The sequence below is a fragment of the Amphibacillus jilinensis Y1 genome, from assembly GCF_000306965.1.
GTDB classification, from domain to species: Bacteria; Bacillota; Bacilli; order Bacillales; family Amphibacillaceae; genus Amphibacillus_C; species Amphibacillus_C jilinensis.
In genome coordinates this window covers 189,671-210,665 of the sequence record NZ_JH976436.1, presented here as the reverse complement: position 1 = coordinate 210,665, position 20,995 = coordinate 189,671, and the positions used below count along the sequence as shown (strand labels likewise).

The 20,995-nt window shown below is 36.2% G+C and carries 17 protein-coding genes; 14 read left to right on the top strand and 3 right to left on the bottom strand.

What is annotated here, in order from left to right; genetic code table 11:
• Positions 1-204 precede the first annotated feature (204 nt).
• The 10 genes from B494_RS0111235 (at position 205) to B494_RS0111185 (ending at position 12,716) form a co-directional block, all read left to right on the top strand.
• On the top strand, positions 205-1,218 hold the full coding sequence (locus B494_RS0111235; RefSeq protein WP_017472501.1) for an ABC transporter permease: 1,014 nt from the start codon (positions 205-207) through the stop codon (positions 1,216-1,218).
• Positions 1,219-1,260: 42 nt separating this feature from the next.
• Positions 1,261-2,145: a carbohydrate ABC transporter permease gene (locus B494_RS0111230; protein ID WP_017472500.1), complete on the top strand. Its 885-nt coding sequence runs from the start codon at positions 1,261-1,263 to the stop codon at positions 2,143-2,145.
• Between the two features lie 49 nt (positions 2,146-2,194).
• Positions 2,195-3,889 (top strand): ABC transporter substrate-binding protein, encoded by a 1,695-nt coding sequence (locus B494_RS0111225; RefSeq protein WP_017472499.1) that lies wholly within the window; start codon positions 2,195-2,197, stop codon positions 3,887-3,889.
• Positions 3,890-4,142: 253 nt separating this feature from the next.
• A complete protein-coding gene (locus tag B494_RS0111220) occupies positions 4,143-6,176 on the top strand; it encodes a beta-galactosidase (RefSeq protein ID WP_017472498.1) in 2,034 nt (677 codons plus the stop codon).
• Between the two features lie 18 nt (positions 6,177-6,194).
• Positions 6,195-8,510, top strand: coding sequence for an alpha-xylosidase (yicI, locus tag B494_RS0111215; RefSeq protein WP_017472497.1), 2,316 nt, complete (start codon positions 6,195-6,197; stop codon positions 8,508-8,510).
• A 57-nt stretch (positions 8,511-8,567) separates the two neighbouring features.
• Positions 8,568-9,179, top strand: a complete 612-nt coding sequence (locus tag B494_RS0111210; protein WP_017472496.1) for a hypothetical protein — start codon at positions 8,568-8,570, stop codon at positions 9,177-9,179.
• Between the two features lie 315 nt (positions 9,180-9,494).
• Positions 9,495-10,229, top strand: coding sequence for an ATP-binding cassette domain-containing protein (locus B494_RS0111205; protein ID WP_017472495.1), 735 nt, complete (start codon positions 9,495-9,497; stop codon positions 10,227-10,229).
• Positions 10,207-11,652 (top strand): hypothetical protein, encoded by a 1,446-nt coding sequence (locus tag B494_RS0111200; protein WP_017472494.1) that lies wholly within the window; start codon positions 10,207-10,209, stop codon positions 11,650-11,652. The genes B494_RS0111205 and B494_RS0111200 overlap by 23 nt, the downstream gene beginning before the upstream one ends.
• Positions 11,627-11,932, top strand: a complete 306-nt coding sequence (locus B494_RS0111195) for a hypothetical protein (RefSeq protein WP_017472493.1) — start codon at positions 11,627-11,629, stop codon at positions 11,930-11,932. Before B494_RS0111200 ends, B494_RS0111195 begins: the two co-directional genes overlap by 26 nt.
• Before the next feature lie 526 nt (positions 11,933-12,458).
• Entirely contained in the window at positions 12,459-12,716 is a 258-nt protein-coding gene (locus tag B494_RS0111185; RefSeq protein WP_017472491.1) for a hypothetical protein, read from the top strand.
• Between the two features lie 238 nt (positions 12,717-12,954).
• On the opposite strand, the gene B494_RS0111180 is transcribed toward B494_RS0111185, so the two are convergent.
• Positions 12,955-14,235, bottom strand: coding sequence for an MFS transporter (locus B494_RS0111180; RefSeq protein WP_017472490.1), 1,281 nt, complete (start codon positions 14,233-14,235; stop codon positions 12,955-12,957).
• A gap of 831 nt (positions 14,236-15,066) precedes the next feature.
• Here B494_RS0111180 and B494_RS0111170 point away from each other — a divergent pair.
• Genes B494_RS0111170 through kduD form a run of 4 tightly spaced genes read left to right on the top strand, consistent with a single transcriptional unit; the run spans position 15,067 to position 18,383 of the window.
• Positions 15,067-15,717, top strand: coding sequence for a bifunctional 2-keto-4-hydroxyglutarate aldolase/2-keto-3-deoxy-6-phosphogluconate aldolase (locus B494_RS0111170; protein WP_017472488.1), 651 nt, complete (start codon positions 15,067-15,069; stop codon positions 15,715-15,717).
• Positions 15,714-16,724 (top strand): sugar kinase, encoded by a 1,011-nt coding sequence (locus tag B494_RS0111165; protein WP_017472487.1) that lies wholly within the window; start codon positions 15,714-15,716, stop codon positions 16,722-16,724. The genes B494_RS0111170 and B494_RS0111165 overlap by 4 nt, the downstream gene beginning before the upstream one ends.
• Positions 16,725-16,746: 22 nt before the next feature.
• Positions 16,747-17,577 (top strand): 5-dehydro-4-deoxy-D-glucuronate isomerase, encoded by an 831-nt coding sequence (gene kduI / locus B494_RS0111160; RefSeq protein ID WP_017472486.1) that lies wholly within the window; start codon positions 16,747-16,749, stop codon positions 17,575-17,577.
• 23 nt (positions 17,578-17,600) lie between these two features.
• Complete coding sequence (kduD, locus tag B494_RS0111155) at positions 17,601-18,383, top strand: 2-dehydro-3-deoxy-D-gluconate 5-dehydrogenase KduD (protein ID WP_017472485.1); 783 nt, start codon at positions 17,601-17,603, stop codon at positions 18,381-18,383.
• A gap of 168 nt (positions 18,384-18,551) precedes the next feature.
• Here kduD and B494_RS0111150 read toward each other — a convergent pair whose 3' ends face one another.
• Entirely contained in the window at positions 18,552-19,313 is a 762-nt protein-coding gene (locus tag B494_RS0111150; RefSeq protein ID WP_017472484.1) for an IclR family transcriptional regulator, read from the bottom strand.
• A 118-nt stretch (positions 19,314-19,431) separates the two neighbouring features.
• Entirely contained in the window at positions 19,432-20,994 is a 1,563-nt protein-coding gene (locus B494_RS20165; protein ID WP_017472483.1) for a response regulator, read from the bottom strand.
• Between the last annotated feature and the right edge of the window lies 1 nt (position 20,995).

Below are 20,995 nucleotides of genomic sequence, written 5' to 3'. Positions count from 1 at the left end.
TCAAAATAGAAAACAGAGGTAATCTATTTAGGTGAGTGATGCGGACGATAATGTCCTGATTCACGGGTTTACTACTGGGGAAATATAAGACGTCTAATTTTTGCTTGTTTTTATGTCTAGATAGTTATGTTTTTATTGAAAGCGTTTACTTATATAATAATTGTAGCAAGGGTTAAAGCGAGTAAAGCAAGGGAGAGAGAAATAATGAGTAAAAACTTATTACCAGTTACCCCGGAAGTGAATATGCCTGTTACACCAACGATTAATCAAACGGGAAAGAAGGGAAAGCAACCTAAACGATCGCCTGGTGAGAAAAATGGTTGGCAGCGGTTAAAGAACCAAAAAGCGCTTCTTCTTATGTCATTACCCTTTGTTATTTGGTTAATCGTCTTTCGTTACCTACCTGTTTTGGGTTGGACAATGGCATTTCAAGATTATCAACCACAGAATAGCTTCTTTGAACAAAGCTGGGTTGGTCTAAAGCATTTTAGAGATTTATTTAATGAACCTACTTTTTATCGTGCATTAGAAAATACGATCGGTATGGGGATTTTAGGATTAGTATTCGGTACGTTAGCAGCGATCACCTTTGCTTTATTGTTAAATGAAATGCGATTTACCAAATTAAAAAAATTAACGCAGACCATCTCTTATTTACCTCACTTTGTTTCGTGGGTGATTGTAGCAAATATTGTCACGACCATGCTATCAATAAGTGGTCCTGTTAATAATCTGTTAACTTCAATCGGATTAGTTGATTCACCAATTAATTTTATGGCAAGACCAGGGATGTTTTGGGGTGTGGTGACGGCTGCTGAGGTTTGGAAATCAACGGGCTGGAATGCGATTATCTATTTTGCTGCTATGGCAGGTACAGATCCACAACTTTATGAGGCAGCTAAAGTGGATGGTGCATCAAGATGGCGACAGATGTGGCATATCACTTTGCCGAGTATCCGACCTGTCATTATCGTATTATTGATTCTTAATATCGGTAATCTAATCAACATCGGATTTGAAAAACAAATGTTATTAGGAAACAATATTGTCAGTGAACGTGCACTTGTTATTGACTTATATGCTCTGAATTACGGTATTGGCATGTTCCGCTATTCATTTGGGACGGCGATTGGGATTTTTAAATCTGTTATTAGCGTTATTCTTATTGTGGTTGCAAATAGTGTAGCAAAAAAAGTAGGAGAAGGTCGTGTGTTTTAATTAAATTTTAGACAGAGGTTCTTTTGAGAGGGGAGTATCATCATGAAAAAGCGCCGGATAACGGTTTTTGATATTGTTTTACTCATTTTAATGATCGGTGTCATTATTGTGACACTGTACCCGTTTTTGAATATTTTGGCTATTTCTCTCAATGATGCGACAGATACAGCAAGAGGCGGGCTTCATATTTATCCGCGTCAATTTACATGGGCCAACTATCAAGAGATATTCGGTGGAAGGAATAATTTATGGTCAGCCTTTGGCATGTCAGTATTGAGAACAGTCGTTGGAACGGTAACAGGCATTATTGCGAGTACCATGTTAGCGTATACTTTAAGTCGACGAGATTTTATTTTTAATGTCCCGATTAGTATCATTCTTGTCATTACCATGTTTGTTAGTGGTGGTTTAATACCGGAATATATGTTGATTCGTGAATTAGGTTTAATGAATAACTTCTTAGTTTACATTTTACCACTGCTATTATCGGCTTTTAACGTCATTGTGATTCGATCATTTATGGATGGTATTCCAATTGCATTAACCGAATCAGCAAAAATGGATGGTGCTAATGATTTCACTATTTTTTGGAAAATCATTATTCCATTAAGTTTACCCGTTGTTGCAACAATTTCATTATTCTTAGCGGTACAACAATGGAATAGCTGGTTTGATACGTATTTATACGCTCGTGGCAATGCAAATTTATCGACATTGCAGTTTGAACTAATGAAAATACTGGATAACACGAATATTCAAAGTGGTGATGTAACATCAGCTAATGCAGAGATCATTGCCGGTCAAACTAATCCCCAGTCGATTCAGATGGCAATTACCATTATAGCCACAGTACCGATCTTACTTGTCTATCCATTTTTACAACGCTATTTTGTTACTGGATTAACGCTAGGTGCAGTAAAAACATGATATTAATGAAAATTAATATAAATAAGTATTTAAAAAATGGAGGGTAATTATGAAAAAGACATTATCAATTTTTATCTTGTTATTCGTGTCAGGTCTCCTTTTCTTAGCAGGATGTGGAGGTGATAATGAAGAAACCAACACAGATGGTGATGACGGCGGATCAACAGAGGAAACACCGAGCTCTGACGAACCGGTGACACTTACTTTCTATAATGAAGATGGTGAAGATAAATCGTTTGATGACCCTGTTGCAGAAAAAATCACTGAAGCAACGGGCGTGATTTTAGATATTGATTATCCAGTCGGTGGAAATGACGAAACGATTCCATTAATGATTGCCAGTGGGGATTATCCAGACCTGATTTTTGCTAAAGGTGATATAGGGATGTTAATTGACGCGGGCGGTGTCATTAAGCTCGATGAAATGATTGAAGAACGCGGCGATCATTTAAAGGCGATGTATGGCGACCAATTAGATCGTTTGCGCAATTCAGTTGATGATCCTAATATTTATAATGTAGGAACTTATGGCGTACACGATGAACCATTAGAAACATCAGGTACCTTCCAAATCCAATTAGATGTCCTTCGTGAACTAGGTCATCCAGAGATCACCACGTTAGAAGAATTTGAAGATGCCTTAACAGAATATACTGAAATGTATCCAGAAATTAATGGACAAAAGACGATTCCATTAGCGTTACAAGGTAGTGATTGGCGCTGGCTTATTACAGTTGGCAACCCAGCAGGCTTTGCTGGTGGTTTTCCAGATGATGGCCAATGGTCGGTTGATACCAACACTGGAGAAACAATTTACAAATTTTTAGAACCAGAATACCGTGACTATTTTCAATGGTTAAATGGTATGAATGTAAAAGGCTTATTGGATCCTGAATCCTTTACCCATACACAGGATACTTATATTTCTAAAATCTCTTCCGGAAGAGTATTAGCGGTTGCTGATCAAGATTGGAATATAAATGATGCGCGTTTTGCATTAATAGAAGATGATATGGAAGAACGCACTTATGCACCATTACCGGTCACGTTAAGTGAAGATCATGTCCATCAAGCCTTAAAAGATTATGGTTTTGCCGGAGGTTGGGGGATTGCGATTTCGTCTACAAGTGAACATCCTGACTTAGCTTTTGATTTTCTAAATTGGATGGCCTCAGAAGAAGCACAAATCCTATTGAACTGGGGGATTGAAGGTGAACATTATGAAATAGTAGATGGACAACGTGTATTATTCGATGAGGTTCGTGAACGAATGAATACAGACGGGAATTTCTCGAAAGAAACCGGCTTTGGTTACTATATTCATCCGTTCCCGAATTGGGGAACAGGAGCTGTCGATTCCAATGGTCAGTCGATTACTGTAAATACACGAGAACAAGTGATTGAAAATCAGCTTGATGTGGAAAAAGAAGTGTTAGCAGAATATGATATGGAGCTTTGGATTGATTGGTTCCCACCCCAAGATGAATTGCAACTATCTAATCACGGTGCAGCATACAATTTCTCAATTCCAGCAGGCTCAGATATTGCGATTATCCAGCAGCGGGCTGATGATATTACCGAACAACGAATTACCCAAGCGATTTTAGCTGATCCAGAAGATTTTGATGACCTTTGGAATGCGATGCTTGATGAACTTGAAACCGCTAATGTAGAGAAATTAAACCAAGAGATGACAAAGTTGACGCAAAACATACTTGAATTATGGGGTGGAGAAGTTAACTAGTTTTAAGGAATAAATGGTCCTGATTCACTCAACTAACAATCAGTGGGCGAGTAAGATCGTAGACTAAAAACGCCACGTCTTTTAGAAGGATTACAGACTAAGATCGCCGCGTCCTGTAGGGCCACGTCTAAATGAGCTACATCTTGTAGCTCTCCGCCCATTATTGAAGGTTTGTTTTATTTTTTGAGCCTGCTTTCCAATTTGGAAACCAGGCTCAAGCTGTTCTGAACTTTACATAACAGGAGGTATATGCATGCTAAATGAACGGTTAAATAAAATTTGGTATGGTGGTGATTATAATCCCGAGCAGTGGGATACTGAAACATGGGTAGAAGATCAGCGGATGTTTAAAAAAGCTGGTATTGATGTAGCTACGATCAATGTTTTTGGTTGGGCACTTATTCAACGAGATGAATCAACGTATGATTTTTCCGATTTAGATCAAACGATTGATCGTTTATATCAAGCTGGTATTTATGTTTGTTTGGCAACAGGTACGGCTGCGCATCCTGCTTGGATGGCAAAGCACTATCCGGATATTAGCAGAGTAGATTTTGATGGAAGAAAGCGTAAATATGGGGGGAGACATCATTCATGTCCAAATAGTCCAACCTATTTAAAGTATGCTTCTCGTTTAGCAGAGAAAATAGCGGTACGCTATCACGGTCATCCGGCCATTGTCGCATGGCATGTCTCAAACGAGTATAGTGGTTATTGCTACTGTGATCAGTGCGAAAAGCAATTTAGGGTTTGGTTAAAACAACGCTATCAAACACTTGATGCACTAAATAAAGCTTGGAACACGGCGTTTTGGGGGCATACTTTTTACCAGTGGGATGAGATTGTTGCGCCAAGTGGCTTATCCGAAGAATGGCAAAACGGTCAGAACAGTAATTTTCAAGGGATGTCACTCGATTATCGTCGATTTCAATCGGATAGCTTGTTAGAATCGTACAAATTAGAGCGCGATCAAATTAAGAAATACGTTAGTGATATTCCTGTAACGACGAACTTAATGGGATTATATCAAGAACTAGACTACTTTAAATGGGCCAAGGAAATTGATATCATCTCATGGGATAACTATCCATCGATTCAGACACCGATTAGTATGACAGCGATGACCCATGATTTAATGCGCGGTTTAAAAGACGGTCAGCCATTTATGTTAATGGAACAAACCCCTTCACAGCAAAATTGGCAAGCTTATAATGCACTAAAACGTCCTGGTATCATGCGATTATGGAGTTATCAAGCGATTGCTCATGGGGCAGATACAGTCATGTTTTTTCAACTTCGTCGTTCTCGTGGAGCTACTGAGAAGTATCATGGTGCTGTCATTGAACATGTTGGTCATGAACATACCCGTGTTTTTAAAGAATGTGCCCAATTAGGGCAAGAATTGCAAACATTAGGTGACCAAACGATGGGAACTCGTGTTAAAGCTAAGGTAGCCATTATCTTTGATTGGGAGAATCGTTGGGCGATTGATTTGTCCAGCGGTCCATCGATTGCGCTTGATTATGTCGAAGAAGTACACAAATACTATCGTGCCTTTTATGAGCGTAACATTCCCGTCGACATGATTGGTGTTGAAACAGATTTAAACCAATATGACATTGTCATTGCTCCTGTTCTTTATATGGTTAAAGAAGGCCATGCTGATCGATTAAAAACATTTGTCACAAATGGTGGCACGTTTGTTACCACTTTTTTTAGTGGAATTGTTAATGAAACGGATTTGGTTACATTAGGCGGCTACCCTGGTGAACTTAGAGAACTTGTTGGGATTTGGGTTGAGGAAATTGATGCACTTGACCCAACGGTGAAAAATCAGATGACTTTTGATAAACCCTACGGAAAGTTATCAGGAAAATACACCTGTAGTATATTGTTTGATTTAATTCATAGTAAAGGAGCAGAAGTGCTCGCCACTTATCAATCTGATTTTTATGCTGGAATGCCTGCATTAACTCGAAATGCATTTGGAAAAGGTCAGGCTTATTATATCGCCTCGAGTCCTGAACAACGGTTTATTGATGATTTCGTGGCTACCCTTCAAGATGAAAAGCAATTAACACCTACCCTTGTGTCTGATCCTGGTGTCGAAGTTTGTGCTAGAGAAAACGTTGATCAACGTTTTCTGTTTGTTATCAATCATAATCATGACCAAGCGCATTTTCTTACAGGAGAGTATCGTTATGCTGATCTTTTAAATGACCAATGCTATGATGGTTTATCGACGATTGAGGGTCATGGTGTGCTCGTATTAAAAAGACAAGAATAGAGAAGCGGAGGAGAGACAATGAAATTCACTGATGGCAATTGGTTAGTAAAAGAAGGTTATCATATTCATTTTCCCAAAGAGATATATGATTTTAAAGTAGAAGAAAAAGCCCTAACCCTATTTGCACCATGTAAATATATTAATCATCGTGGCGATACACTAGATGGACCGCTTTTAACGATTAAATTAACGGCACCACTGGACGATGTTATTCGTGTTCAAACGTGGCATTACCAAGGTGAGAAGGAGAAGTATCCCAATTATGCTGTTGCTAATCGAAATCAAGTTTTACAGATAGATGAAACAGATCAACAACTGATCTTTTCAAGTGGTGCGCTGACACTTAAGCTGAATAAGCAAGATTTTCAAATGATTTTTGACAATGTCGCCGGTCAATTAACTGTTGCTGATCAAAAAGGATTAGCATGGATCGAAGGCCCGGATCAGCAACCTTATATGCGCGGTCAACTTAAATTGAGTGTCGGCGAACATTTATATGGTCTAGGTGAGCGGTTTACCCCGTTCGTCAAAAACGGTCAATCTGTAGAGATTTGGAATGAGGACGGTGGCACAAGCTCAGAACAATCTTATAAAAATATTCCTTTTTATTTATCGAGTAAAGGCTATGGCATTTTTGTCAATCATCCGGAAAGAGTCAGTTTCGAGTTAGGTTCAGAGTTAGTATCACGTGCTCAATTCAGTGTTGAAGGTGAATCATTAGACTATTATTTTATTAATGGACCGGCGCCGAAAGACGTGATTCGTCGTTATACGGCTCTGACGGGACGTCCTGCATTACCACCTGCTTGGTCATTCGGGCTCTGGTTATCGACATCCTTTACCACTGACTACAATGAAGAAACCGTTACACATTTTGTTGATGGAATGGCAGAACGTGGGATTCCATTAAGTGTGTTCCATTTTGATTGTTTCTGGATGGAGGGGTTTGAATGGACTAATTTTATTTGGGATCGTGACAACTTCCCTGATCCAAAAGGGATGTTAAAGCGATTAAAGGATAAAGGCTTAAAGATTTGTGTTTGGATTAATCCATATATTGCTCAGAAATCACCATTATTTCACGAAGCACATCAAAAAGGTTATTTAATAAAAAAGCCGAATGGTGACACATGGCAATGGGATCGTTGGCAAGCGGGTATGGGGATTGTTGATTTTACAAATCGAGATGCAGTGCAATGGTTTCAGGGGCATTTAAGACAATTGACTGATATGGGTGTTGATGCATTCAAAACCGATTTTGGTGAGCGAATTCCTACTGATGTTATTTATCATGATGGCTCAAATTCAGAAAAAATGCATAACTATTATGCACACCTTTATAATCAAGTTGTTTTTGATTTATTAAAAGAAGTAAAAGGTGAACAAGAAGCGATTGTGTTCGCTCGTTCGGCTACAGCTGGTAGTCAAAAGTTCCCCGTCCATTGGGGTGGCGATTGTGACTCAACTTATGAAGCCATGGCAGAAAGCTTGCGTGGTGGATTATCTTTGACGACTTCGGGTTTTGGCTATTGGAGTCACGATATTGGTGGTTTTGAAAACACTGCTTCAGCTGATGTGTTTAAACGATGGACAGCATTTGGGTTATTGTCAAGTCATAGTCGATTTCATGGAAGTGCCTCTTATCGTGTACCATGGCGCTTTGATGATGAAGCAGTTGCTGTCGCACGCCATTTTACTGAACTTAAAAATCGCCTGATGCCTTATTTGTATCGTCATGCTGTTGAGAACAGTCAATCAGGTATTCCGATTATGCGTTCTATGCTGCTTGAATTCCCTGAAGATCCACTAACAGAGGCGTTAGACCGACAATATATGCTAGGTGATCGCTTACTAGTTGCACCGATTTTTAATGAGATGGGTCTTGGCTCATTTTACTTACCTGCAGGAACTTGGACACATTTATTATCAGGGGAAGTTATCGAAGGTGGTTCATGGGTTAAAACCCACTATGACTATTATAGTTTGCCACTCTTTGTTCGAGAAAACACGATTTTGCCGATTGGAAGTGATCAGACCCAACCTGTATATGATTATGCAGCATCTATTACATTACGACTCTATCAATTACAAGACAATAGCAGGGTAGAGTTACCTATTTATAATAGTGCAGGAATCTTGTGTAAGCGCTTCTCCGTTGTAAAAGAAAATGATTCAATTGAGATAACGACTTCTCAGACTGAAGAACCCTTTACTGTAGAAGTGATAAGTAACGAACAGATACGGTCAACAACGGTAGGGCAATTAGAAACAACAGAAACAGGTGTTAAAGTGGCGGTTGCTAAAGGTATTAATAAATTAACATTAACATTGTAAGGATTGGCGGGCATGTTTAGTATGCTCGCCCTCTAATATCGTTTAGCGAGGTGGGACATGGTCAAGCTAAGAGATGCGCTAAAAGGGATGACGGTAAGAGAAAAGGTCGCGTACATTTGGGAATACTATAAGCTTCATATCATTGGTTCAATTTTTCTGCTAGTATTTACGTGGATGTTGATAGACGGTTTGTTAACGAAAGGTGATCAGCCATTAGGTATCACCGTCGTAAGTGAAGCGACTATAGAAGAGTTGACGTCGGTTGAAGAGCAGCTACTTTTGCATACCGATAATGATTTTGACATTTTGTTTGAGTATATCCAGCACCAAGCTGGTGTTATGGAAGGTGACAGTTACGAAATGTTAGAACGTTTAGCGATGACAATTGGTGTCGGACAGGTTGATTTGCTAATCACTAACGCGCCTTTTGCTGAACAATTAATCGATGAAAATATTATTGCTCGATTAGACGATCTGATTAATCATAATCAGCTTGATCTAAGACATGAATGGTTGAAAATAGATGGTGTTGCTTATGGTATACCGACAGCTAATTTGCTCTTTTTTAAAGACCATCAAACCTTTCATGATACATATCTTTTCGTTCCTGGATCTGGAAGGAATAAAGAAGAAAGTCAAGCTTTAATTGAGTATTTATCACAGAGATAACCGCCCGTAAAACGCCCGCTTCAAAAAAAGTGTAGAGCTCATCTATTTGAAAGACTATTCATAAAGGAAGACTCCTTTCTTTGCACGATAACAAAACATGATCAAAAAAACTGGCATCTAAGTCAGTTTTTTTAATGACATGATTTTTAAAAATATAGCATACACTTAAATGTTATATTATTGAATTATTTATTAAATTTTTACAAATGATCTTGTTTATAGGTAATATGTGTAATATACTTATTTTAGTAATTAACAAATAAATATTTACTTTAAATTGAATTTATTACAAGGAGAATTGAAGGTGATAATTGGATGTTAGCTATTAATGATTTGAATTATTCATATGACAAAAAAAATAAGGTGTTAGATACGATTAGCTTCCAATTGGATAAAGGGGAGTTTTTAACAATTGCCGGCCCAAATGGCAGTGGGAAAACAACGCTTATCAAGTTAATAACGGACTTGCTAAAAATTCAAGAAGGTCAAATCATGGTTGATGGTGTGCCTCATCATCTTCCATTAGTCAAAAAAACAGTTGTTTACTTATCAAGTGAAGATTATTTGCCAGAGTTTTTAACAGGGTTTGAGTATATCAAGATGTTGTGTAATATGTACGAAGTGATATTAAATCAAGAAGCAATGACGCGACTAGCTAATTATTATTCCTTAGACACCAAGCTAGATAAGCTGATAGAAGAATATTCTCACGGTATGAAGAAAAAAATTCAACTTCTAAGTGCATTTTTAATCGATGCACCACTTCTCATTATTGATGAAACATTAAATGGAATTGACGTTGAAGCAAAAGAAGCTACCAAACTTTTACTGAATCGTTATCAACATAAAGGTGGAGCAACAATCTTTTGTACACATGATTTGGAGCTCGTTGAAGAAATTGGAGAGCGAGTAATTTTAATTCATAAAGGCAGAGTCGCTGTTGATAGTGCGGTGTCTAAGATTGTCAAAGGAAATGGCAGTTTAATAAACGTTTTTAAAAAGTTAATTAACTATGAGGATATGAAAAATGAAATTACAGAATATTTTTAATTTACAAAAATTATACTATCTCTTTTTCATTCGTAAGGTATTAAGTGTCGGGATTTTAAAAGAAAGGTTATTTCGAGTTGCTGCAGGCATAGCCGCCATTGTTTTGACAATAGGAACAACTATTTTTCTCTATCATTTTTTTGATGACTCATTTGTGACAGAAGAAGTAGATTTTTTGTATTATCTTATCCAAATGCAAAGTTTAAACATTATTGTATGGACTGCGGTTTCTTTCCTACTTATTAAAATGCTTTTTTTGAAACGAGGTTCTTTTTTAAAAATAACCTCTCAACTCCCCGTGACTAATCAAGAACGCAGTGTTTCATTTTTACTGTTTGAATTAATCATGTCATTAACAGTAATTGCTTCGGTTTCCTTGTCTTATATAATTGCTATTTTATTACGCTCTAGCTTTTCTTATCTCACACTCTTAATCTGTATTATTGCTTTTAACAGCATAATCGGACACTTATTCCTTCAATTACTCTATGTTCTAGTCATACGTATTTTAGAACTTTTAAAATTAACTAAATTAAAATCGTTTATATCGCTCTTGCTTTTCACAGGACTCCTCTATTTTTTATATCGTGATAGTATGAATGCTGTTATGCCCGTCCAGAACTTAGGGGATTTTCGCCACTGGTCTCAAGGGTTTGTAGAGCTTCATAATATGGTTGGTTTCACATGGTCTGCACTCGTATTTGCGTTGTTATCTGTTATATTAATATTTACTATTTTGCATATTCCTAACGAGCTACATACAGAGGATAATCTCTATATTAAGCTTAAACTTCCACTGATTAACGTTTTAGGTTTATTAAATATATATTTCATGCAACTTACGCGTCGAGTTGAGAATTACGTAACGGTTACTATTGTCTACTGTTTATCAGCATTTTTTCTTTTATCTGAAATAATGAACCCTTTGCACGCGCTATTTTTGAATGTAACAACAGGGCTGTATATGTACAGTCAAACAGATCGTATTCGAATAATATACTTTCAATTGAAGTACAGTGCTATCAAAGACTACAGCTGCATGATTTTTAGCCAATTCTTGTTTTTATTACTTATATCAGTACCAATATTGATGATTCAATTGTTTTTTTATCAGACGATATTTTCTATAAATGAAACACTGTCCATATTTTTGAGCCTTTTTCTAGCCAATATTTTTTCTACATTAATCGGAATTTTATTTCCGGGAAAAAAAGAGAATCCATTCTCGCCATTTGTAGGTGTACTGGTTATGGTAATTATTGCTGGGGCCATGACACTATTATTACAATTTCTAGGTTTATCCGAGATTTATAACCAAATAATTATGGGAGGAATATATCTTTTTATGGTTTATGTGAGTTGGGTTGGTTTAGAAAAATTAAAGGAGGAAGTGATTTATGCGAAAAATCAAACTAATCTTTAGCTGTTTAGTTGCTTCTGTTCTCACAACGTTGACGATTTTAGTGATTAGTTTTATACATTTGTTATTTAGTAGTGAACATATAGGGTATGATACTACTTATTTCGGAGCTATCTTTCTAGACATCAACGAGAACTCGCCAGATTGGGATTTATATATGCAATTTGGTCTGAACTATAATCGATTACAACCTGTTTGGCTGACGATTTTATTAGTAGGTATTCTTTATTATATGCTATCAATTATCTACTTAAATATTAAACGTAAACAAGTATCAGCATAATGATAGATCATACCATCGATATCCAACAGTTAAGCTTTATTAAAGTTGTTCAATACGTTTGTCATTATCTGAAATGGGCGAATTATCTTTTCTTTGTTCTCTTTCTTTTAACAGTATTCGTTGGTTTATTTATTAACTCAAAAATTTGGTTATTTTTCCCTGTCTATCTTGTAGGTGTCGTATTATCCCTAAGTATTCATGAGTATATGCACCTGTTAGTTATAAAGAAAATATCAAACAATAGATATGTCAGAATACAAGTTAATTGGTTTACATTCGAAATTGTTCCTTTAAAACCGATAAAAGGATTACTTTCAATAGTAGTTGCTTGTTCAGGGCCACTTTTATGCACGCTGATTTCGATAACATTACTTCTTCTTAGGTCATATATAATGCCAACTAGCATCTCTTTATTGTTATTGGCAGTTTGCTATGGATTTCATATAATTAGTTTTTTCCCCATATCTGGAGATGGAGCCATGATTGTTAAAGGAATCACTGATTTAATGAAAGGAGGTGAGATCAAATGACGAATGCAATGGTGCAAATGTACTTTAGAAAAGAGAGGTTCAAAGATAACTTGATTCAAAAAGTGTACGATCGAATTGAAGGATATAATGCTCCCCCTCTATGGGCTATTGTAGCACTGATTGTTCTAGCAGCACTAGCTATTGTGGTAGTGACAGCAGCATCTATTTGGTGTATGAGACGTGGCTATAGATTCTTTGGTGTTGATTGGAAAAGAGGAAATGCTGGGCAAGTAGGCGTAGGTTGCCTGAGGTGAAACGCAAATTTAGCGAGTCATTAGATCTAAACTAACATTTAAAAATAGAATTTTAGTAAAAGCTTTAATTTAGGGAGGGTAATTTCGGAAACCCGCACATCTTAAATTTCTTAAAACTTATATAAACTTTCCGGATCCCTCTTTTTCTATTCTCATAGGCTAATACTGAATAAAACGAAAATGTAACACATTAACATCGTCAGATTGTAAAGAAAATATTGTGGAGAGAAACATGTTTCTATTCAGCAACAATTTCTTTGCCATCTTCTTTTACATCTTCTTTGAAGAGCAAAGAACTCCCCAACATTAAGCTCATTCCGAAAATCGCTAAAGTTAATCCTGAAATAATGTAAATAAGGCTGATTCCTAAATATGGTATAAGTAATCCACCAATTATAGGTGACGTCAAGACTGAAATGTTCATTACAGAATTACTAATGGCAGAAACGCGTCCAACTTCATATTCTTTTGGCTCTGTTTGAATAATATATTGAAAAGTAATTGTTAATAGTCCAACACCTAAACCTGCAATAAAGCATAGAATTATAGGTAATAAGATAGTAAAACCCTCTCGAAGAAAACCTATGCCCCCAAAGCCTACTCCGATTAATAACATACTTGTACCCATAAGATATCCAAACTTTCTCAGCTCACGCATCTGATTTAAACTAATTATCATAACTAAGGCACCTAAACCAGACGCGCCCATTAACCAACCAGTTAACTCAGGTAAAGTTGGGGCTAAATTTCGAAATAATATTGGAAATTGAATGTCCACCATTTGAATGATCGATTGACCAATAAAAGTTGCTAACAAACTAATAAAAACAATCTTACTGTGCAAAACAATTTTCCAGCTTTGTAACCAGTCATTCCAAAACGGTCCTTTAGAAGGTTGGTCTGTTTTTGTTGATTTAGTTTGTTCTATCATGTCTTTATTCAATAAAATTAATAGTAAAAAAAGCGCAGATACGATGAATGCAATGGCATTTATAAGAATACAGAGTTTTGGAGAAGTTAACCCAATTAACCCTGCTCCAATAAAAGGTCCAATAAATTTTGATAGCTGATTAACTGTACCATTTAAAGTAACTGCTTTTATAATTAAGTTTTCATTAACAATTAACTTAATAAGGCCTTGTTGTGCTGGATTATGGACGACATTGACCGCAGCCCTTAGTGATATAATAATAAGTGCCATTAAGGCGGTATTTGTAAAAAACAGGATTAAAGTCAACCCCGCAGATAACAAATCAGCAAAAAGCATTATTTTTACTTTATGATTTCGTTCTATTATTCCCCCAACAAACTGACCAAGTATGACTTGTGGCAAAGCATAAGCAACAGGAATTAATGCAATAACCATCGGAGTTGATTTCCATACATAGCCAAATAAAACTACTTGAGCAACTCTGTCAAACCAATGTCCAAACATAGAGATAGAATAAGAAGCAAAAAGTTTAATGAATATGGAATTATTCCATATCGTTTTATCTTTTCTTAATAAATTTTGAGTCATACACTTCATTCCTTCCAACTAACTGTTATCAATGATATCAGTTCAATGTCAGAAGAATATCAGAGCGAATGTTCAAATTTACTATTTATTCTTTTTTTAATCATTATTAGATTATATTTTTCATAAATGTCTTCTTTTTTTAATGAGATAAATTCATCAACATTTTTTTGGTGGAAATGCTTTAACAGTATATCAGCAATATAGAGTAGTACAAGTGTTTGTAGAACAAACTTTGTTTGTTCTATAACATTAAAAGATTGGATAATTAGATCAACGCCCAACTTAGTTTTATTATTTTTTAAATAATAAAATCCTTTCAACAGTAAAAATAAACCATATTCTCTTTGTAGAGGATGCTCTATAAAGAATTGTTCTAATATACTTATTTTCTCTAAAACGAGTTTAAAGTCTTTTACACATAATGCATACGTAAGCCACCAAAGTTGATAAAAGCAATAAAATCCGATATTATCAATATTTATTCTATTACTAGACTCTAGTAGTAAAACATGTGCATCAGAAAAGCGATCCCCTTTTAAGGCTACAAGGATACGAAGAAAGTGAAAATCCTCTTGGTCACTACCTTTATGATAATATTAATAACTTTATTTAACGTAATTAGGGTATCACCTAATTGCTAATTATTTAACAATGAAATAAGTCAATCAGTACACATACGCATTGCAAAGTTTTGTCCTAATCTAAAAAGTCGCATAGCAAAGTATTTAAAATATCAAGTTTTTGGTTGAAAAAATGTAAGCGTTTAGCTATAATAAACTTAAAGTTTCTTTATAATAAAATTAATTTCCAAATAAGAAAGAAGGTGTGATATTGAAAAAATATCAAATACTCTCAAAGTTGACCGAGGCCAAACTTGTAGCTGTTGTACGCGGGGATTCAGCGCAGGAAGCAGAGCAGATTGCACAAGCGTGTTTTGCAGGGGGAATTAAAGCGATCGAGCAAACGTTTACCCTCAACGATGCCGCTGTAGTAATTAAACAGTTGGCATCAACTTATTCAGATTCTGACATGGTTATTGGTGCGGGAACCGTGTTAGACGCTGAAACGGCTAGAGTGGCAATTTTGGCAGGTGCACAATTTGTTGTTAGCCCAAGTTTCGATCAAGATACTGCAGTGCTATGTCATACTTATCATATTCCTTATTTGCCAGGGTGTATGACGATAACAGAAATGCAGGCAGCCGTCAAAGCGGGGATTGATTTGATTAAATTATTTCCAGGTGAATTGGCTGGTCCTTCTTATATTAAATCAGTTAAAGGTCCGTTACCTGATCTGCAAATTATGCCGACCGGCGGCGTTGATCTTAACAATCTGCTTGATTGGTTTGAAAATGGTGCGGTTGCGGTTGGAATTGGAAGTAATTTAACGTCATTGAAAAAGCTCGGTTCTTATCAAGCGATCACAGAGCAAGCTGAACGTTATGTCTCAAAGGTCAATACTTTGGGAAGTGTTAAATCATGAAAAAAGTCGTTACTTTTGGAGAGATTTTAGCGCGTTTGTCGACTAAACAAGGAGAACGTTTAACCCAAGCTAAACAATTACAACTAAATTATGGTGGTGCTGAAGCCAATGTGGCTATTTCCTTAGCTCAATTTAGTCATGAAACGTCGTTTGTTAGCAAGCTACCTGATCACGCCTTGGGTAAGGGGGTCATGCATTATTTAAAATCACTAAATATATCAACGGCCGAGATCCAATATGGTGGTGAGCGTCTAGGGACCTATTATCTTGAAGTCGGTGCCGGAAACCGTGGATCACAAGTTGTTTATGATCGAAAATATTCGAGTTTCTCAAGCTTAACGATTGAAGAACTGAATTATGACGCTATTTTTGAAAACGCATACTTACTTCATGTTACAGGTATTACCCCTGCACTATCAGCAAATATGGTAGAGGTTGTTGAACAACTTTTTTCTGAAGCGAAAAGTCGTGGTGTGCTGATTAGTTTTGATTTCAATTATCGAGCAAAGTTATGGTCGCAAAAACAAGCGGGAACTGTAATTAAACGATTGTTGCCATATGTAGATATTTGCTCTTGTGCTGAATTAGACATGATTTATTTATTAAATTATCCCAAGTTACCAGATGAGTTAGGCTACGAGGAAAAACTACGTCAATATTATCGTCAATTAAAAAATGATTACTCGAATTTACAATGGTGCATGTCGACTCGACGTGAAAATAGTTCGGCGTCACAAAATAAGCTAACGGGGTATCTCTATTCGGATGAAGGATTATATCAATCTGAAGTCTATCATATTGATCATATCATTGATCGAGTTGGGGGAGGTGATGCATTTGTAGCAGGGATTCTTCATGGTCTAATTCATCAATGGGAACCTAATGCAATTGTATCGTTTGCGACAGCTGCTTCTGTGCTGAAACACACGATTCACGGTGATGCCAACTTGATAACTGAAGCGGAAGTCATTAATATGTTGAGTCATGGTAATCAAATTTCAAGATAATAAGGTGGAGGAATGATAAGCAATGGAAACACGTTATGCGACAGATCCTGAAGGGATAAAACGATTAACTACAGAGGAATTGAGGCAGCAATTTTTAGTAGAAACCATTTTTAAACCTGGTGAAGTCACGCTAACTTATACACATCATGATCGGATGATTTTTGGCGGAGCAACACCAGCGTCTAAAGACTTAACGATTAAGTTAGATAAAGAGCTTGGTGTCAACTTTTTTTTAGAAAGACGTGAGCTCGGCATTATTAATATTGGTGGTGACGGATTTGTTGTGCTTGATGGTGAAACATACGAAATAAACCATCGTGATGGTCTTTATGTTGGAAAAGGGACAAAAGATATTTTGTTCCGTTCTAAGGACGCAAGCCAACCCGCTAAATTTTATTTAAATTCAACACCAGCACATCATAAATACCCAACGGTAAAGTTAGACATTAATAAAATGACACCACTAGAAAAAGGTGCGGCCGAAACGCTAAATGAACGTAAAATTTATCAGTATATTCATCCAAATAATTGTGAAAGTTGCCAGTTGCAAATGGGTTATACGGTGCTAGGGAAAGGCAGTGCGTGGAATACGATGCCTGCTCACACCCATGAGCGTCGGATGGAAGTATATTTATATTTTGATATGGAAGCAGATACGCGTGCATTTCATTTTATGGGAAAGCCAGAAGAAACGCGGCACCTCGTACTATCTAATGAACAAGCGGTTATCTCACCAAGCTGGTCGATTCATACCGGAGTTGCAACGAATAACTATACATTTATTTGGGGGATGTGTGGTGAAAACATTACTTATGACGATATGGATCACATTGAAATGAGTCGTTTAAAATAATCTTTTAATAGGAGGTAGGGAGAATGGTAGAATCATTAAAGGACTTCTCACTTGATTTGTTTTCAGTAAAAGACAAGGTAGCAATTGTCACAGGTGGAAATACAGGATTAGGTCAAGGCTATGCCGTTGCCTTAGCTAAAGCAGGTGCAGATGTATTTGTCGTGAGCTATGATCAGGATTGGCAAGAAACACGAGAATTAATTGAAGCAGAAGGAAGAAAGGTTGAATTTTTTCAAGCGGACTTAACTGATCGCAATCAAATTAAAGCAGTTGTTGACACCTGTCTCGATGTTTATGGTCAAGTTGATATACTTGTTAATAATGCCGGAACGATACGCCGTGCTCCATTATTAGAATATAAACCAGAAGATTGGGATGCTGTGATCGAGATTAATTTAAATGCGGTTTACTTATTAAGTCAACAAGTAGCTCAAGCGATGGTAAAACAAAAAAGTGGTAAAATCATAAATATTTGTTCGATGTTAACTTTTCAAGGTGGGAAATTTGTGCCACCATATACCGCGAGCAAACATGCTGTTGCTGGCGTAACAAAGTCATTTGCTAATGAACTAGCCGAACACAATATTCAAATCAACGCGATTGCACCGGGTTATGTAGCGACAGCCAATACAGCCCCGATTCGAGCTGATCAGAAACGCAATCAAGAAATTCTCTCGCGAATCCCAGCTGGTAGATGGGCGCAACCGGCAGATTTAATGGGAACCGTTGTATTTTTAGCAAGCCCAGCGTCAGATTATGTCAATGGCCACATTTTAGCGATTGATGGTGGATGGTTGGCGAGATAAGGTGTAACACATTTTAATAATGGATGGAAGATGTATCTCTTTTTATCACAGCTAACCGTCCGTAAAAATGCCCACTAATTAAAAGTGCGTTTTATTAGCGAATTAACCACGCATCTCTTCATAAGTATGAACAAGTAAAGAGCCATTCGAAGATAGCTCTTTACTTGTTTACGTTAGTTCTTCAATAATATTAGTTTTACATATTAGGATGTTGCTAATCAGATCCGCTAAAATTTCATCTGTTAACCGGTATTTGGGTAAACTGACGCTGATTGCCCCGTAGTTTTTTCCGTCAACCGTTATGCTGCTACCGATACAGAATACTTCAAAATCATGTTCTCCATCATCAAATGCATAACCTTGTGTTCTAATTTTGTTAATTTCTTGATAAAGTGCATGCGTTGTTACAATTGTATTTTCTGTTTTTTTAATAAGTGGATTATGATCAATGTAGTGTTCAATCTGTTGATCGGTGAAATCAGCTAATACCGCTTTTCCCATCGCAGAACAGTACAAAGGGATTGACTTTCCGATTTCTGAGTAAAGAGAGACGGGTTTTTTACTTTCAATTTTTGATATATATTTAATATGATCTAATTCGTAGATGCCAAGATGGACAGTTTCCGTTGTTACTTTTTGTAATTGCTCAAGATGCGGTTGAGCAATTTGCTTAATGCTGATTTGGTGTAAGCTTTTATTTGCATATTTAATTAAACGTGGACCTAGACTGAACATTTTAGTATCAGGGTCTTTTTGGACATATCCGATTAATAGTAATGTATTTAAAATTTTTAAAGCAGTTGGATTGGTTAATTCGGTTTGTTTTGCAATATCACTTAACCTTTGTGGATTATTGTGACGTGATAAAAACTCAAGAATGTGATCAGCTTTTATTAGTACACTTCCATAAGGTGGTTTCGTTTGTGCCATATAAAGACCTCCATATTATGATGAAAATATTATCCACAAGTATATCAAAAAGTTGTTCGTCTGCCACTTTTTTATTTGTCACTATCTTTATCGGAATGAGTGATCAGATTGTTATGCTTTACTTGATATCTTCTTGGATAAGTTGAGATGGTGAATAGCCAATTTCTTTTTTGAAAACGGCAGTAAAGTAAGCAGGATTATCAAAACCAACAGCTTCAGCAACTTCATAGATCATATAATTCCCAGTTAGTAATAATTTACGAGCATGCTCGATCCGTACTTGAGTTAAATATGCTTTAAAGGTGATTTTCATTTTATTTTTAAAAAGTTGCCCTAAATAATTTCTTGAAATATATAGGTTTTCGGCAATTTCACTCAGTGTGATCGGATCTGAGAGATGATTTTCAATATAGCACAAAACCTCTTCGATTAATTTAGAGTGTCGAATATTATTTTGAAAAAGCGCTTCTTTACTTAAACGTTCGAGTAATTGCTTAAAAAATTGATCTAATTCTTGCCAAGAGCGAAATTGGACAAATTGTTGGTATAAATTAAAAGGAGCATCGACTTGACTAGCTATTTTGATTCCATTGTCTTGTAACTCATATTTAAATATGGTCCATAATTCAATACCGACATGTAGAGCGATCGATGGTAAAAAAGCTTGGTCACTAATTTTACCAAAGAAATTCTCTAGTGTTTTCTGTATCAATTGAAGATCAGTGGAGCGAATAGCCTGAGCCAATTGTTTTTTTAGTGGTGTGATTTCTTTCGTAAATGATTGTTGCTGTGCTGCTTTCATTAAAAGACTATGAATTTCAGAAAGTGTCTCAGTCCATGTGCTGACATAGTCAGCTAGAACAATGTCTAGTTTAACAGGTAACAGTTGATGTAAATTTACTTCTATTTTATTTAAAATGGCTTGAACTTGATTGGATAATGCGATATGTTGATCTGACGTTGTATGTAAACACAAAATACTATTAATCCGATCAATTTCAATATAATGATAATCGAATGCAAAATCATATAACGTATCTTTAATAATGTTAGCAATCGCGAAATGCATTAGCTGATCATGCTGTGCTAATCCATTGTTTTGATTGAGAAATGTGAAGTTCATTTTAATTGGAAGGTGAAGGCACGAATCCCATTGATTAATGATTTTTTGTTGATTCATCTGTAACGTTGTTAAATTAAGTTGTCCTTTAATGGCTAATTCAATTAATTCCTCTGTTATATATCTATCATATTGCTTTACTTTTGTTTTATATTGTTGATAATTCTGCTGAGCTTTACGATTATTTTCAAGTTGATGCAAGACTGATTCAATCGTAGATATAATCGTTGTTCTTGATGCTGGTTTTGAGAGATAATCGGCGATTTTTAACTTTAAAGCTTGTTGAGCGTGTTTGAATTCGGAATAGCCACTTAAGATAATAATCTCATTTAAGAATTGATGTTGGCGAAGTACTTTGATCATTTCAATACCATCCATTTTAGGCATATAAATATCAGTAATGACAAGATCGGGTTGTTTTGCTAAAATCATTTCTGCGCCCGTTTCACCATTTGTTGCGGTACCAACGACTTTACAAGGGGTGTTTATATGAGAAATTGTCGATTCTATTCCATGAATAACTTGTTTATCATCATCTACAATAACAATTGTCCATTCCATC

Excerpts from the sequence above, each read along its gene's own strand:
- B494_RS0111235 (WP_017472501.1), top strand. The coding sequence starts at position 205 with ATGAGTAAAAACTTATTACCAGTTACCCCGGAAGTGAATATGCCTGTT.
- B494_RS0111230 (WP_017472500.1), top strand. The coding sequence starts at position 1,261 with ATGAAAAAGCGCCGGATAACGGTTTTTGATATTGTTTTACTCATTTTA.
- B494_RS0111225 (WP_017472499.1), top strand. The coding sequence starts at position 2,195 with ATGAAAAAGACATTATCAATTTTTATCTTGTTATTCGTGTCAGGTCTC.
- B494_RS0111220 (WP_017472498.1), top strand. The coding sequence starts at position 4,143 with ATGCTAAATGAACGGTTAAATAAAATTTGGTATGGTGGTGATTATAAT.
- yicI (WP_017472497.1), top strand. The coding sequence starts at position 6,195 with ATGAAATTCACTGATGGCAATTGGTTAGTAAAAGAAGGTTATCATATT.
- B494_RS0111210 (WP_017472496.1), top strand. The coding sequence starts at position 8,568 with ATGGTCAAGCTAAGAGATGCGCTAAAAGGGATGACGGTAAGAGAAAAG.
- B494_RS0111205 (WP_017472495.1), top strand. The coding sequence starts at position 9,495 with ATGTTAGCTATTAATGATTTGAATTATTCATATGACAAAAAAAATAAG.
- B494_RS0111200 (WP_017472494.1), top strand. The coding sequence starts at position 10,207 with ATGAAATTACAGAATATTTTTAATTTACAAAAATTATACTATCTCTTT.
- B494_RS0111195 (WP_017472493.1), top strand. The coding sequence starts at position 11,627 with ATGCGAAAAATCAAACTAATCTTTAGCTGTTTAGTTGCTTCTGTTCTC.
- B494_RS0111185 (WP_017472491.1), top strand. The coding sequence starts at position 12,459 with ATGACGAATGCAATGGTGCAAATGTACTTTAGAAAAGAGAGGTTCAAA.
- B494_RS0111180 (WP_017472490.1), bottom strand. The coding sequence starts at position 14,235 with ATGACTCAAAATTTATTAAGAAAAGATAAAACGATATGGAATAATTCC.
- B494_RS0111165 (WP_017472487.1), top strand. The coding sequence starts at position 15,714 with ATGAAAAAAGTCGTTACTTTTGGAGAGATTTTAGCGCGTTTGTCGACT.
- kduI (WP_017472486.1), top strand. The coding sequence starts at position 16,747 with ATGGAAACACGTTATGCGACAGATCCTGAAGGGATAAAACGATTAACT.
- kduD (WP_017472485.1), top strand. The coding sequence starts at position 17,601 with ATGGTAGAATCATTAAAGGACTTCTCACTTGATTTGTTTTCAGTAAAA.
- B494_RS0111150 (WP_017472484.1), bottom strand. The coding sequence starts at position 19,313 with ATGGCACAAACGAAACCACCTTATGGAAGTGTACTAATAAAAGCTGAT.
- B494_RS20165 (WP_017472483.1), bottom strand. The coding sequence starts at position 20,994 with ATGGAATGGACAATTGTTATTGTAGATGATGATAAACAAGTTATTCAT.